Annotated in this window: 17 protein-coding genes, 1 tRNA gene and 1 pseudogene; 10 read left to right on the forward strand and 9 right to left on the reverse strand. The window is 40.0% G+C overall.

Annotated features, from left to right (window positions below; genetic code table 11):
* Positions 1 to 225 precede the first annotated feature (225 nt).
* Together IQ224_RS15900 and ureC are read left to right on the forward strand one after the other, a co-directional pair.
* A pseudogene (locus IQ224_RS15900) lies at positions 226 to 366 on the forward strand (polyphosphate kinase 2 family protein); the annotation flags it as partial.
* 81 nt (positions 367 to 447) lie between these two features.
* Positions 448 to 2,157, forward strand: a complete 1,710-nt coding sequence (ureC, locus tag IQ224_RS15905; protein WP_002785480.1) for an urease subunit alpha — start codon at positions 448 to 450, stop codon at positions 2,155 to 2,157.
* 56 nt (positions 2,158 to 2,213) lie between these two features.
* Here the strand turns inward: ureC and IQ224_RS15910 are convergent, their stop codons facing one another.
* Positions 2,214 to 2,555 carry an LPP leucine zipper domain-containing protein gene (locus IQ224_RS15910; RefSeq protein WP_228036265.1) on the reverse strand — a complete coding sequence of 114 codons (342 nt, stop codon included), beginning with the start codon at positions 2,553 to 2,555 and terminating at the stop codon, positions 2,214 to 2,216.
* A gap of 7 nt (positions 2,556 to 2,562) precedes the next feature.
* Between IQ224_RS15910 and tnpA the strand changes: the two genes are divergently transcribed.
* Positions 2,563 to 3,006: an IS200/IS605 family transposase gene (gene tnpA, locus IQ224_RS15915; RefSeq protein WP_002740761.1), complete on the forward strand. Its 444-nt coding sequence runs from the start codon at positions 2,563 to 2,565 to the stop codon at positions 3,004 to 3,006.
* 140 nt (positions 3,007 to 3,146) lie between these two features.
* Here the strand turns inward: tnpA and IQ224_RS15920 are convergent, their stop codons facing one another.
* The 4 genes from IQ224_RS15920 to IQ224_RS15935 form a co-directional block, all read right to left on the reverse strand.
* Entirely contained in the window at positions 3,147 to 6,596 is a 3,450-nt protein-coding gene (locus IQ224_RS15920) for a tetratricopeptide repeat protein (protein ID WP_228036266.1), read from the reverse strand.
* Between the two features lie 20 nt (positions 6,597 to 6,616).
* Positions 6,617 to 6,847: a type II toxin-antitoxin system MqsA family antitoxin gene (locus tag IQ224_RS15925; protein ID WP_194033194.1), complete on the reverse strand. Its 231-nt coding sequence runs from the start codon at positions 6,845 to 6,847 to the stop codon at positions 6,617 to 6,619.
* 65 nt (positions 6,848 to 6,912) lie between these two features.
* A complete protein-coding gene (locus IQ224_RS15930; RefSeq protein WP_194033195.1) occupies positions 6,913 to 7,251 on the reverse strand; it encodes a XisI protein in 339 nt (112 codons plus the stop codon).
* Between the two features lie 57 nt (positions 7,252 to 7,308).
* The gene (locus IQ224_RS15935; protein WP_194033196.1) at positions 7,309 to 8,397 is read right to left on the reverse strand and encodes a lipopolysaccharide assembly protein LapB; all 1,089 of its coding nucleotides are present in this window, start codon (positions 8,395 to 8,397) and stop codon (positions 7,309 to 7,311) included.
* A gap of 280 nt (positions 8,398 to 8,677) precedes the next feature.
* On the opposite strand from IQ224_RS15935, the gene IQ224_RS15940 reads away from it, so the two are divergent.
* Together IQ224_RS15940 and IQ224_RS15945 are read left to right on the forward strand one after the other, a co-directional pair.
* Positions 8,678 to 8,926 (forward strand): DUF433 domain-containing protein, encoded by a 249-nt coding sequence (locus IQ224_RS15940; protein ID WP_194033197.1) that lies wholly within the window; start codon positions 8,678 to 8,680, stop codon positions 8,924 to 8,926.
* The gene (locus IQ224_RS15945; RefSeq protein WP_194033198.1) at positions 8,917 to 9,285 is read left to right on the forward strand and encodes a DUF5615 family PIN-like protein; all 369 of its coding nucleotides are present in this window, start codon (positions 8,917 to 8,919) and stop codon (positions 9,283 to 9,285) included. The genes IQ224_RS15940 and IQ224_RS15945 overlap by 10 nt, the downstream gene beginning before the upstream one ends.
* 138 nt (positions 9,286 to 9,423) lie before the next feature.
* Here IQ224_RS15945 and IQ224_RS15950 read toward each other — a convergent pair whose 3' ends face one another.
* Positions 9,424 to 9,753 carry an XRE family transcriptional regulator gene (locus tag IQ224_RS15950; protein WP_002785496.1) on the reverse strand — a complete coding sequence of 110 codons (330 nt, stop codon included), beginning with the start codon at positions 9,751 to 9,753 and terminating at the stop codon, positions 9,424 to 9,426.
* The gene (locus IQ224_RS15955) at positions 9,750 to 9,908 is read right to left on the reverse strand and encodes a type II toxin-antitoxin system RelE/ParE family toxin (RefSeq protein ID WP_004157212.1); all 159 of its coding nucleotides are present in this window, start codon (positions 9,906 to 9,908) and stop codon (positions 9,750 to 9,752) included. Before IQ224_RS15955 ends, IQ224_RS15950 begins: the two co-directional genes overlap by 4 nt.
* Before the next feature lie 228 nt (positions 9,909 to 10,136).
* On the opposite strand from IQ224_RS15955, the gene IQ224_RS15960 reads away from it, so the two are divergent.
* From IQ224_RS15960 to IQ224_RS15975, 4 genes are all read left to right on the forward strand, one after another.
* Positions 10,137 to 10,331 carry a hypothetical protein gene (locus IQ224_RS15960; protein WP_194033199.1) on the forward strand — a complete coding sequence of 65 codons (195 nt, stop codon included), beginning with the start codon at positions 10,137 to 10,139 and terminating at the stop codon, positions 10,329 to 10,331.
* A gap of 86 nt (positions 10,332 to 10,417) precedes the next feature.
* Entirely contained in the window at positions 10,418 to 10,669 is a 252-nt protein-coding gene (locus tag IQ224_RS15965) for a hypothetical protein (protein ID WP_002774365.1), read from the forward strand.
* Between the two features lie 60 nt (positions 10,670 to 10,729).
* The gene (locus IQ224_RS15970) at positions 10,730 to 10,993 is read left to right on the forward strand and encodes a hypothetical protein (protein ID WP_002766985.1); all 264 of its coding nucleotides are present in this window, start codon (positions 10,730 to 10,732) and stop codon (positions 10,991 to 10,993) included.
* Complete coding sequence (locus IQ224_RS15975) at positions 10,990 to 11,403, forward strand: type II toxin-antitoxin system VapC family toxin (RefSeq protein WP_004157227.1); 414 nt, start codon at positions 10,990 to 10,992, stop codon at positions 11,401 to 11,403. Before IQ224_RS15970 ends, IQ224_RS15975 begins: the two co-directional genes overlap by 4 nt.
* Positions 11,404 to 11,413: 10 nt before the next feature.
* On the opposite strand, the gene IQ224_RS15980 is transcribed toward IQ224_RS15975, so the two are convergent.
* A complete protein-coding gene (locus IQ224_RS15980) occupies positions 11,414 to 12,733 on the reverse strand; it encodes a tetratricopeptide repeat protein (protein WP_194033200.1) in 1,320 nt (439 codons plus the stop codon).
* Between the two features lie 298 nt (positions 12,734 to 13,031).
* Positions 13,032 to 13,105: transfer RNA gene (locus IQ224_RS15985), tRNA-Arg, on the reverse strand.
* Positions 13,106 to 13,148: 43 nt separating this feature from the next.
* On the opposite strand from IQ224_RS15985, the gene moaC reads away from it, so the two are divergent.
* Positions 13,149 to 13,649 (forward strand): cyclic pyranopterin monophosphate synthase MoaC, encoded by a 501-nt coding sequence (moaC, locus tag IQ224_RS15990; RefSeq protein ID WP_004157231.1) that lies wholly within the window; start codon positions 13,149 to 13,151, stop codon positions 13,647 to 13,649.
* The last annotated feature ends 83 nt before the right edge of the window (positions 13,650 to 13,732 follow it).

A 13,732-nucleotide genomic window follows, 5' to 3' on the forward strand; every position in this document is an offset into this window, starting at 1 on the left:
CCACACCCCACACCCCACACCCTACCCCCCGGAAAAACTTTTTCAGCAAACCCTATTTAAGCGGCACAAACTATCTCAATTATAAAAATTTGGCTCTTCTGGTTTCTGTGTGGAAACGGGGTCTATACTGATAGTTTCTTCAGCAAAATAGTCCCAAAAGTCTTTCCGGGTAAACATTTCACGATTCTATAGGCAAAAATTATCACACAAAGTCGAGAAGAACCCAAATGGTTTACCCGTTTAGCTGTGGGGGCGGTTATTTATCAAACCCTCGAATCCCTGGGTTTAAAATATCCCACCGTTACCGAAGAACATCGCCAAGCTTTACTGAAAGCCAAAGAAATCCTCGAAAACGAGCCAGATTAAAAATGGAAGAAAATCCCTAAAAAGCGATAATTGCCGGAAAATCGATCGTATAATCAATGTCGATTTTCAAGAATTCCCCCTATGAATTATCGCATCGACCGCCGCACCTATGCAGAAACCTACGGCCCCACCGTCGGAGATAAAGTTCGCCTAGCAGACACGGAATTATTTATCGAAGTCGAAAAAGATTTCACCACCTACGGCGATGAGGTAAAATTCGGCGGCGGTAAAGTAATTCGCGATGGTATGGGCCAATCCCCCATTTCTAGGGAAGATGGGGCGGTAGATTTGGTGATTACTAATGCCCTAATTCTCGACTGGTGGGGTATCGTTAAAGCCGATGTGGGCATTAAAGACGGCAAAATTTATAAAATCGGTAAAGCCGGCAATCCCCACATTCAAGATAATGTCGATATTATCATCGGTCCTGCTACCGAGGCATTAGCCGGGGAAGGGATGATTTTGACAGCAGGGGGGATTGATGCCCATATTCATTTTATCTGTCCCCAACAAATTGAGACAGCGATTGCGTCGGGGATTACCACGATGATTGGTGGCGGGACTGGACCTGCGACGGGAACTAATGCCACCACCTGCACCCCGGGAGAATGGAACATCTATCGAATGCTAGAGGCCGCCGAAGCTTTCCCGATGAATTTGGGTTTTTTGGGTAAAGGCAATAGCAGTCAGCCGGAAGGACTAGCGGAACAGGTAAAAGCGGGGGTAATTGGCTTAAAACTCCATGAAGATTGGGGAACCACTCCGGCAGCCATTGATACTTGTTTAAGCGTGGCCGATAAGTACGATGTGCAGGTGGCGATTCATACCGATACTCTCAATGAGGCCGGTTTTGTTGAGGCCACTATCGCCGCTTTTAAAAATCGCGTCATTCACACCTACCACACGGAAGGGGCCGGCGGTGGTCATGCTCCCGATATTATCAAGGTTTGCGGGGAAATGAACGTTTTACCCTCTTCTACTAATCCCACTCGTCCCTATACGACGAATACCTTAGAGGAACACCTTGATATGTTGATGGTTTGTCATCATCTAGACCGGAGTATTCCCGAAGATGTGGCCTTTGCCGAATCCCGCATCCGCCGCGAAACTATTGCCGCCGAGGATATTCTCCACGATTTAGGGGCTTTTAGTATCATTTCCTCCGATTCTCAAGCGATGGGACGGGTGGGAGAAGTAATTATCCGCACTTGGCAAACTGCCCACAAAATGCGGGTACAACGGGGCAGACTGACCGGGGAAACGGGAGAGAATGATAATCTGCGAGCAAGACGATATATTGCTAAATATACGATTAATCCTGCTATTACCCATGGTGTCTCCGATTATGTCGGTTCCATCGAGGTGGGCAAATTAGCCGATTTGGTTCTCTGGAAACCGGCATTTTTTGGCGTAAAACCAGAAATTGTCCTGAAAGGCGGTTTAATCGCCTGGGCGCAAATGGGCGATGCTAATGCCAGTATTCCCACACCCCAACCGGTTTATATGCGTCCCATGTTTGCCTCTTTTGGTGGTGCGATCGCCAAAACTTCCTTGACATTTGTTTCTAAATATGCTATGAAAGCGGGCATTCCTGAGAAGTTAAAGCTGAAAAAAACCGCCGTGGCAGTGTCGAATACGCGCAATATCAGTAAGGCTAGTATGAAGCTAAATGACGCTTTACCGCGCATGGAAGTTAATCCCGAAACCTACGAAGTGCGTGCTGACGGGGAATTATTAATCTGTGAACCGGCTACGGTTTTACCCATGGCCCAACGCTATTTCCTATTTTGAATTCGATTTCAGAAAACGGGTTTTTTCAAAAAACCCGTTTTCTTTTTGAATCACAGTTAAGGATTAGTAGGAAAATTTGGGAAAAATAACTTAACTAATCCTGCCATTAGTGCAGTAACAATGGCAACAAAGATGGTTCGATTAGTAAATTCCAAGTTATCTAGGCGTTTATTCACACCTGTTAATTCTCCTTTAATATTTGCTATGTCAACTCTTAAGTTATTCACTTCTTCAGATAACTTGTCTATTTTGCTATTAAGTTGTTCAGATAATCTGTCTATTTTGCCATTAAGTTGTTCAGATGACTTGTCTATTTTGTCATTAACTTCTTTGAATTGTCCTACAATAAAGTCTTTTAATCTCTTCGGGTCTAATTCCCCGCCGCTCGCGGCGTACAATAGAAAAATGAGTGAATACATCCATAAGAGCCATAATGTAAGTGTTTTGCTATATCATTTAGTGTTCCCAGCCAAATATCGTAAAGCCGTTTTCGACGAACAGGTAGATAGCTTGTTGAAAGAAGTCTGTCTAGAGATGGAAAAACGATACGAGATAAAGTTTGTAGAAATTGGAGTGGATAAAGATCATGTGCATTTTCTGGTGCAATCAGTACCGACCTATAGTGTGACAAGGATAGTGACAATGATTAAAAGTATAACGGCGAGAGAAATTTTCAAAAAGTGTCCTCAAGTGAAAAAGCAGTTGTGGGGAGGAGAGTTTTGGAGTGATGGATATTACGCAAGTACGGTAGGAAAGCATGGGGATGAAGGTATGATAGCGAGATATGTAAAAGAACAAGATAAAGAATACCTGCAGCTACACCAAAATCTACAATTGAGTCTATTTTGATTCTGATACCCCGTCCGCTTGCGGCGGGGTAGTTCATTTCTTTGAGGTCGTTTTCTGTAAATGTTGCCATTGTGTGACTCTCCTAGTAATTGTTTGTGATACCAATAACTTTACTACTAAGTTTAACTCCTAACCCTTCATCAGTTAAATTTCATCGAAGTTGCATCACCAGAAGGAATAAAACTGGCCCAATAAAAAGGATGTTTTTGCTTCTCACCCTTGAGCATTCCTAGTTGAATTTGTCGTAAAGCTTCACTGCGTCCTTCTCCTTTTTGTAAGCGTCCATAATAGGCGACCATTAAATCTTTAGTTGCGTCATCAGATACTTTCCAAAGGCTAATTAATTGGCTTTCACTTCCCGCAATAACTAAAGCACGGCGCAATCCATAAACTCCCTGACCGATTTTAATATCTCCTTTCCCCGTATCGCAAGCAGAAAGAACAACTAATTTGGTTCCCACTAAGTTTAAATTGGTAGTTTCTAAAGCAGTTAAAACCCCATCATCTCCTGCACTTTGACCGATTGTAACTCCTGCTAAAACTAACCCAGAACGCAATAAAGGATTCTCAATAACATTGCGTTCCGGTTTAAAAAAACCATGGGTAGCGATGTGGAGAATATTCGGTTTTTTCACTTGTTTGACGGCGTTTTCTGTGGCTTGAGAACCAGTTAAAACAGTGGCTTGAGGTAAGAGATTTTTAATTGCTTTAGCTTCTTCCTCTGTACCCGGAAGACCGGGAAAAGTAAACTCAGACAGGTCTATGGAACGAGTGAGAGCGACTTTTTCCCCTACTTTACCGTAGAAAGGATCAGCTACAATAAGGGGAGATTGTTGACTAGCAAATTTATCTTTTAGACGCAGTAAATCCCGTCCAGAAGTGAGATAGGTAATATGATAATTTTCCACTAAGTATTGATTATTTTCATCCACTAAAGCTTCAAAGGGAATTAAATTAAGTGCATCATCAGGAGAAAGCAGAATTGTTTTAGTATTGCCTAATAATTGACGGATAGGCTGCATCAATGTCTCATCAAGTTGACGCGCTGATTTTTGCAGTTGAGGGAGAGGAGTTTGTGCGTCTGCAAGATTGTTACGGAAGTAAATTAATTTGTCATCAATCGGTTTGGCTTCCCCTAAATCCTTGGCTTTGATGTCACCATTGGGATAGAGAATATAAACAGCATAACGAGGATTGCCAAAGCGTTGATTTTCAGGTGCTTTAGGATTAAAAGGTCGATAGCGGACTATTTCAACTAAAGCAGCATCAGCAGGAATTAGTTTTTGAATACCTTCCAGGGTAATGGGTTGGGATAAACTACGAAATTCGGCACTACGAACACCGATTTTACCCTCTATTTCTTTTGCTTTTGCGGTAACTTCGTCAAGTTGTTGACGGTAAATTTCTTCTGAGGGAAAATCATCAGGCTTTTTAAAAGTCAGATTAGATAGTTGAGTCCGAACTTCAATCAGTTGAGTTAATAATTGTTGACTTTCGGGGTCATCAGTACGTTGTCGGAGAATTTGTAAGCTATTGGTTGAAACATCTAAAATTCGTCCTTTGCGTTCTAAGATAGTTTTCAAGGCGAGACGGGTTGCTTCTGGGTTATTCGGTGCAGCTTGAAGATTGAGGGAAATCACCCCATCAGTCGTCCCTAAAACCTTTGCCATATAATCTTGTTTTTGCTTGTCATCCCCCATTTTTAGATTTTCTGAGAGGTTGTATTCTTCTACTGCAAGTCCTTGGGTTCGATAATTAATTGCTTGAGGAATATCATCTTGAGACTGGTAAAATACAGCCAAATTGTTGAGACCGGTGGCGGTAGAGGGATGGTTGTCTCCTAATTGTTGTTTCTTGATAGCTAAGGACCTGTGGTAGAGGGGTTCGGCTTCGCTGTATCTTCCTTGGGACTCGTAAAGTAATGCCAAATTGTTGAGACCGGTGGCGGTAGAGGGATGGTTGTCTCCTAATTGTTGTTTCCATATAGCTAAAGCTTGTTTGTAGAGGGGTTCGGCTTCGCTATATCTTCCTTGAACTCTGTAAAGTGCAGCCAAATTGTTGAGACTGGTGGCGGTATTGGGATGGTTGTCTCCTAATTGTGCTTTATGGATAGCTAAAGCTTGTTGGTAGAAGGGTTCTGCTTCGGCATATTTTTCTTGAAATAAGTAAAGTGAGGATAAATTGTTGAGACTTTGTGCGGTATCGGGATGGTTGTCTCCTAATTGTTGTTTCCTGATAGCTAAAGCCTGTTTGTAGAGGGGTTCGGCTTCACTGTATCTTCCTTGAACTCTGTAAAGTGCTGCCAAATTGTTGAGACTTTGTGCAGTGTCGGGATGGTTGTCACCTAATTGTTGTTTGCTGATAGCTAAAGCCTGATTGTAGAGGGGTTCGGCTTCGCTGTATCTTCCTTGAAGACGGTAAAGTGCTGCCAAATTGTTGAGACTGGCGGCGGTATCGGGATGGTTGTCTCCTAATTGTTGTTTCCTGATAGCTAAAGCTTGTTTGTAGATGGGTTCGGCTTCGCTGTATCTTCCTTGAGACTCGTAAAGTCCTGCCAAATTGTTGAGACTGGTGGCGGTATCGGGATGGTTGTCTCCTAATTGTTGTTTCCTGATAGCTAAAGCTTGTTTGTAGATGGGTTCGGCTTCGCTGTATCTTCCTTGAGACTCGTAAAGTGCAGCCAAATTGTTGAGACTGGTGGCGGTATCGGGATGATTGTCTCCTAATTGTTGTTTGATGATAGCTAAAGCTTGTTTGTAGAGGGGTTCGGCTTCACTGTATCTTCCTTGGGACTCGTAAAGTCCTGCCAAATTGTTGAGACTTTGTGCGGTATCGGGATGGTTGTCTCCTAATTGTTGTTTCCTGATAGCTAAGGCTTGTTTGAAGAGGGGTTCGGCTTCGCTGTATCTTCCTTGAGACTCGTAAAGTGCAGCCAAATTGTTGAGACTTTGTGCGGTATCGGGATGGTTGTCTCCTAATTGTTGTTTCCTGATAGCTAAAGCCTGTTTGTAGAGGGGTTCGGCTTCGCTGTATCTTCCTTGGGATTCGTAAAGTCCTGCCAAATTGTTGAGACTGGTGGCGGTAGAGGGATGGTTGTCTCCTAATTGTTGTTTCCTGATAGCTAAAGCCTGTTTGTAGAGGGGTTCGGCTTCGCTGTATCTTCCTTGGGATTCGTAAAGTCCTGCCAAATTGTTGAGACTGGTGGCGGTAGAGGGATGGTTGTCTCCTAATTGTTTTTTGATGATAGCTAAAGCTTGTTTGTAGAGGGGTTCGGCTTCGCTATATCTTCCTTGAGACTGGTAAAGTAATGCCAAATTGTTGAGACTGGAGGCGGTATCGGGATGGTTGTCTCCTAATTGTTGTTTGATGATAGCTAAAGCTTGTTCTGCTAGGGGAATCGCCTCGTTATATTTCCCCTGCTGATACAATTGAATAACTTGCTGATTTAGCCTCTCTGCTTCGGCTAATTTATCTTGCGGTGAAACCTGAGAAATCACCTGTCCCACCGTTGGGGTTAAGATGACTCCCGATAATCCCATCATCCCGGTAATGACGACAACCGCTATCCCTGATTTGATTGATACTTTCATTGGTTTTTTATCCCTAGAGTTTATTGATAGGCAAAAACATCAACTTGAATAGATTTGTCGGGTTGGGCCTTGTGCTGTAGTAAAATTCTGATTTTTTCTGCCGTTTCACTGCTAAAAACAACCTCACCACAGTTATAACATACTTGAGCGGGGATTTTTTCAACTAAGATTAGGCTACCATCAATCCTAAAAGTTTCATCGACTAATTTTTGTTCGGCATCTTTTGCACCACATACATGACAGACAAACATAATTATCTCCTAATTAAATAATTCATACATATTTTTTGACGTATTTGTGAGAAGGAGAATTTGTTTTAAGTACCATAATTAGTATAAGGCCGTTTATAAGGTGGTTGCAGTCCTAAAACAATATCCTCCCTCCTAACACCCATTGAAATTAAATCTTCTGCTGGATTCAATTCCGTTAAATTTTGTTGTAGCCAAATCTTATTATCACGAACATCAAAATGAACAATCGAGCGGTAAACTCGTTTTAAACCTTCCCATCCTACATTCATCCACTGATAATGATCCCGTTCCACATCAAATATTAATTGTACTTCTACATCTTCACTGGTAACATCTTCTGCTACATAGCGACTTAACAAATTTTGCACTGCTTGACGATATTTTATGAGTTTATCTTTATCCATTGTTTGATTACCTCCGTATAAAAGTAGTAGCTATCATCAATAATTTAACTTTTATCCTTACTCCCTCCTTAAAATGTCATTAATTATTTTATCCAATTCCTGAACCTGCGAAATATCCCCTAACTGATTATAAGTCCCCTTCGCCTTAGTTAACCACTGTATCGCCTCATTCTTATTTCCCAAGAGACGATAAGCTATTCCTAAACCCGCTTGTATCTCCGCTTGTCCTGACAAATTCTGCGTATTTGTTGCCAGTTTTAACGCTTTTTCATAAGGTTTTTTTGCCAACTGAGGTAAACCCATCTTAAGGTAAGTATCCCCTAACAGTTGATAAACCGTAGCAATCTGACTATTTTGCTTCACCAATCCTTCTAATACCTCAACCGCATCCCCATACAACCCATAACCTCGATAAATATGCGCTAAAACTAACCCTGCTTCCTCCGGGGATAATTGCTGCTGTTGAACAGTTTTAACAGCATCTAAAACCGTTTTTTGAGTCTGTTCATCTAATACTCTAAACCCGACGTTTTCATCATCACGTCTAGAAGACGCACCATTATCAGCTTCTATGATTACTCGATATCGCCTTCCTGCTTCCAGAAGAGGTTCACCAGGATAGACTATTTCAGTTTTATTTGTCTGCGTTTCCCAATTAACCCCATCTATTTTGACAGTATAATTAGTTGCACCCGGAACAGCATTCCACCGCAATCGAGGACGATTGGTGAGAATATTCGTTTGACGAGGAGTAATTAGATAAGGTAATTTTGCTAAAACTTTCTCTGTTTTTCCTGTTGGACGGAGGGTTGTATTATTACTATTGGGAAGTGGAATCACAGGATTTCCCCGAGGACAGCCATTAGAAACAATATACCTTCCCGGTTTAACCGTCCACTTCTTGAGATTACTACAATAAACCTTAACCGAAGCGTTAGCTGCCACTTCTAACTTATCATCAAAACTGAGGGTAAGTCCGACAGAAGCAGGAAGGGGTTTTTTCCATTGTGGTTTTTTAACAGTAACTTTCCCTTTTACCTCAAAAATCGTGTTAACTCCAACAGTGTTGCTAAAAGTCGCCGCCGGAAATACTACCGTAATTAATATCAGGGAAATGGGGGTAAAGAGTTTGAGAAATTTATTCATGGGTTGAATCAATTGGGGTTTGGCTTTAATTAGGTTCGTTGTTGAACTTTAGTCATAAGATTTCAGAAAACGGGTTTTTTCAAAAAACCCGTTTTCTCGTCTAACTTGTTATACTATACTACTACAACTTAAAACCTCACCATTCCCTAATCTTCCCTACGGGGTTGGAGACAAGCTTTGCACCCTCACTGAAGGAGTAATTTCCCACTTCCACTCGCAACTATAGAATTAGCTATAATAAAATTACCACAGGTATCATCTTCATATTTCTGGAAACTATATGACCTTAAAACAATTAGACCGAATTACTTTTAACTCCAAAATTATGGCAGGTCAAGCCTGTATTCGAGGAATGCGTATTCCTGTTTCTTTAATTCTTAATCTACTTGCTAACGAAAAGCCGATGGAGGAAATATTAGAGGAATACCCTGACCTAGAAAGAGAAGATATTCACCAATGTTTATTATATGCTTCTTGGTTAGCCAGAGAACAAGTTCATTATTTTGAATTAATCGAGCAATGGAGATAGAGTTTCTAGCCGATATGGGGATTTATCTGCGTACAGTCTCATGGTTAAGAGAACAAGGTTATGATGTCGTTCATCTTCGAGATGAAGGCTTACAAACTTTATCTGATCAGGAAATTCTTGCCAAAGCAAAAAGAGAAAAGCGGATAATTTTAACTGTCGATCTAGATTTTTCTCAACTTCTCGCTATTAGTGGTGATAATTTACCAAGTGTCATCCTATTCCGTTTAGGCAATGAAAACTACAATCTAATTAATCAGCGTTTAACTATAGTTTTACGAGATTGTACAAAAGCATTAAAGACGGGAGCAATTGTGTCAGTAACAGATCGTATTTTTCGGATTATATTTTTACCAATTTAAGATTTTTGCTTTATAGCGTTCATGGAGTCTTCCCGTTAATTCCATCTTAAATATTGTGTTCCAAAAGCGAACACCTTTATTATTGAGTACATATTATAACATTGGCAAATAATCTCTGTGTTCTTTGTGTCTCTGTGGTTAATTACACTTCGTTTCTGAATAGTCACCAATAATTATAGGTTCTTTGTTGGGAATTTTGACAATAATTTCGACAGTTCCACCTAAGGCGTTAACTACTTCGCGCAGTGTATTTAGCTCTAGATTTTGCTCTTGTTTAAGTTTAGGTACTATTGATTGCTGTACTTCAAGATACTTTGCCAATTCTGATGAAGATAAACCTAGTTTTTCTTGCAAATATTTAAGCGTAAGTTCCTCTAAATAAATTTGAGAAGCTCTTGCTTTAATACTTGCTTGTCGTTCTTTACCAAGTTTATTAAATTCTTCCGAGAAGTTAGTATATTCTTTCATGACTTTTCTTCCTTAAGTTTTTCCAGATATTTTTGATAACGTTGATCTGCTATAGGAATATTTTCTTTGTACCATCTTTTGTTACCTGACTTGTTCCCCCCAACAAGTAAAATTGCTTGTCGATGAGGATCAAAGGCAAATAAAACACGCCACATAAAACAATGTCAAGCTTTCAGTTAAACATTCGGCTCTCTTGCCATCATCAGTATAAATTATAAAATCGGTGAATAATCTCTGTGTTCTTTGTATCTCTGTGGTTAATTCCCCTCGATAATCTCCGTACCTTGCTCCAACTCAAAAATGCTATGATAAAAACAAACTATCACTTCTTATCAAGTATGGACAAACAAAAACCTCACTCAACTGTAGAATCAGACGATTTAATGGAAGAACTCGATGCTAAATGGGATGCACTGGAAAATGACCCAGAATTTTTAGCAAAACCTATCTGGCAACAAATTATAGAAATTGGTAACGTTGTTCCCCAATCAGAATGGCGAAAACACTTACCTACAGACTTTGCGCGTAATTTTGAACACTATATGTACGGCGCACCAAGAGAAGATGAGGAAGAATGAAACAAATTTTCGCAAAACATTTACCTGACCAGATAATTTAGGTTATTATTAACTTATTCTCTTTAATCTAAAAGGAAACTTTAATCATGACTAACTTAAACAATCATTCAACCTCTAACACATCCGAAGAGCCTGAGTTATCAATGGAAGAACTCGATGCTAAATGGGATGCACTAGAAAATGACCCAGAATTTCGCAAAAAACCTTTTTGGCAAAGAATTGTTGAGATTGGTAACGTTGTTCCCCAATCAGAATGGCGAAAACACTTTCCCAGAGACTTTGCGCGTAACGCGGAACATTATATGTACGGCGCACCGAGAGAAGATGAGGAAGAATAACAAACACAGAACTAACGTCAATTCAAAGTTATAATATATGTAGTAAACCAATCCCACTAAATGATTATGAATCCCCCAAACAATCCCACTCGCACAGAAGAAATTCCGACAATAGAGGAACTTCCGACAATAGCTGAATTACAAGCAAAATTCGCTCAACTTCAAGCTGATCCCGAATTCCGCAAAAAACCTTTTTGGCAAAGAATTGCAGAAATTGGCGCACTTGTTCCCCAGTCAGAATGGCGAAAACACTTACCTACAGACTTTGCGCGTAATTTTGAACACTATATGTACGGCGCACCAAGAGAAGATGAGGAAGAATGAGAAAAATTTTCTTAGATACATCCTATTTGCAAGCACTCGCTGATTATAGAGACAATCTCCATGAACTTGCCACACTAATGACAGTAAGACTAGGAAAATTTACAGGAATTACTAGCGAAATGATTTTGACAGAATTACTTAACGCATTGTCAGGAAGAGGAGATTATCTACGCCAATCTGCTATTAACTTAACCAACGATTTGAAAAACGATTCTAGTATAGAAATCATTCCCCAAACCAGTGAACAATTTCAGCAGGCTTTTGATTTTTATCAAAGACGATTAGATAAAGGTTACAGTTTAACTGATTGTGCTTCCATGCAGATTATGAGACAACTGGAAATCTATGAAATCTTAACCTTTGATAAGCATTTTCAGCAAGAAGTATTTAGTGCATTACTCAGAGAATAGTCACTAAACTTTACTTCACTTTAATTTTTTTCCTCGCTTCATATAACCATTGATCCTCCTCTGTGTTAATTTCCCTCCCTTCGGCTAATTTAAGACATTTACGCCAATTTTCCTGAGATGATTTCTTGTCTTCTTTTTCTAAAAGTTGAGCATAAATACAAAAAGCAGCACCGGGATTGCGGATAAATTTCTGATAAGCTGGATTTTCAGCGATACTAATAGCAACTAAAAGATTAGGAACTGCATCTTCACTACGATTTTGCTTAAATTTGGCCCAGCCTAGATTTTTATAAATACTATATTTTTGTAATGCTAAATTGCGTTTCTCATCTTCAGTAAATTGGTCTAACTTTTCATCTTTTTCTGCTAATAATCTCTTAGCTGTTTCCAGTAACTCTACCGCTTCTGCATTCTTATTATCTCGCAGATACCAATAAGCGAGATTATTATAAGCATCTATAAAACCACCTTTTGCCGCAATTAAATAGTGTTTCTTCCCATTAGTCAAATCCTGTAACTCTTCGTAAAGTGTTGCCAACTTATAATGAGCATCTAAATTATCTGGATCTAACTCAATTGCTTTTAAATATTTCTCTTCGGCTGAAGCTAAATTAGGAAGTTCTTGACTTGCTGGCGGCGGAGATTGTAAACGGATTCCTTCTTGCTTATAAAGATCAGAAAACCAAGAGAAATGTAACCAAATGCTTAATAGTAAGGCAAAAATTATTACTGTTACCAAAAACTGTACTTTTTCATGCCAATATTCAGCAATCCTACGAAATTTCATTAACTTAACAAAACTCTTTTGTCGCTTCTGTGTCAGCGCATTTTCAGTTTGTAATAAAGAAATGAAAGTCGAAAAAATAACACCCCCTATTTCTAGCAAACCTGAACCACCACTAAGAAACCGAGTAGCAATCGTTCCGATTAATGTAAAATTAACCCCTAATAAAACCAGCTTACCGCTTCTCAATAGCCAATCAAAGCGATTGCAAGGATGCAGAGATTCCCTGCTTTCTAAATGCCACCACCAAGCTTGAGCAGAAATAGGTAAAGTCTCCCGATATTCAGCTAAGTCAAGAACTTGAGTAATTTTGTAACTTTTCTGTTTTAATCTATTATCTTGTTCGATTAATTTTGACGACATATCAACCGAAATTTCCGCCTCAGCTTCCATTTGTTTATGAAGAGCATCTCTGGCGGCAATAATTTCTAAAGCCTGTGCTTTTTTCAGAGATTTATTATGAGAAGTATCTAAATAATTTAGAGCATTCTGGTAACGCTCTAAAGAAACTTGAAAGGGTGTCGGCATAGGTGCAGGAGAATTCATATTATACTAAATCCGTTGAGCATAGGTTATTTATAAGGACAGGCAAAAGGCAAGAGGCAAAAGGCAAAAGGCAAAAGGGGGAATAAATAATCAGTTTTTAATAACCAGATTTAGTATTATACAATCCTAAAAGTTTAGTTTCTTTCACTGTTTGAGGGTAAAAAATACTCCAGCAAAACTGGCTGATGATACTAAATCCTGTTTAAAAAGTATAGGAAAGTGGGAAGATGGGGCAAAAAACCAAAGAAATTAGGAACCATAGGTCCCTAATTCCTGTAGTATATGCCATTGTATGTAACGGGCTTGGAGAGACTCGAACTCCCGACCTTGTGGTCCGTAGCCACACGCTCTAATCCACTAAGCTACAAGCCCTTGTTTTTCTCAACAGTAAACTAATATAGCACAGGTTCATTCAATGACGCAAGAGGGTAAAGAAAAATTATCTCATCTCGACAGCCAAGGCGAGGCCCAGATGGTGGATGTATCGGAGAAAATGCCCACTAAACGCACTGCTATCGCCCTAGGACAAGTGAGAATGATAAAAACGACTTTTGAAGCCATAGAACAGGGAAATGCGCCTAAAGGTGACGTTTTAGGGACGGCCAGACTAGCGGGAATTATGGCAGCTAAACAAACTTCCTCCTTAATTCCCCTTTGCCATCCCTTACCCCTGCAAAAAATCAATGTTCAGATTATCCCGAAAGCAGAGTTACCCGGCTACGAAATTCGCGCAGAAGTGGTGACAAAATCGGAAACTGGGGTAGAAATGGAGGCTTTAACGGCGGTATCTGTGGCAGCCTTGACTTTATACGATATGGCTAAAGCGTTAGAAAAATCAATCCTGATTGAAAATATCCGTCTGCTGAGTAAAACAGGAGGGAAATCAGATTATCATCAGGATACCCTGTTGCCATGAAAACCCTAAGTAGGGTTTGCGGCAAAAAGTTTTTCCTGGTGGCAGGGTGTGGGGTGTGGGGTGTGGGGTGTAGGGTGTGGGGT

Source organism: Microcystis sp. LEGE 00066, from assembly GCF_015207925.1.
Classification (GTDB): domain Bacteria; phylum Cyanobacteriota; class Cyanobacteriia; order Cyanobacteriales; family Microcystaceae; genus Microcystis; species Microcystis ichthyoblabe_A.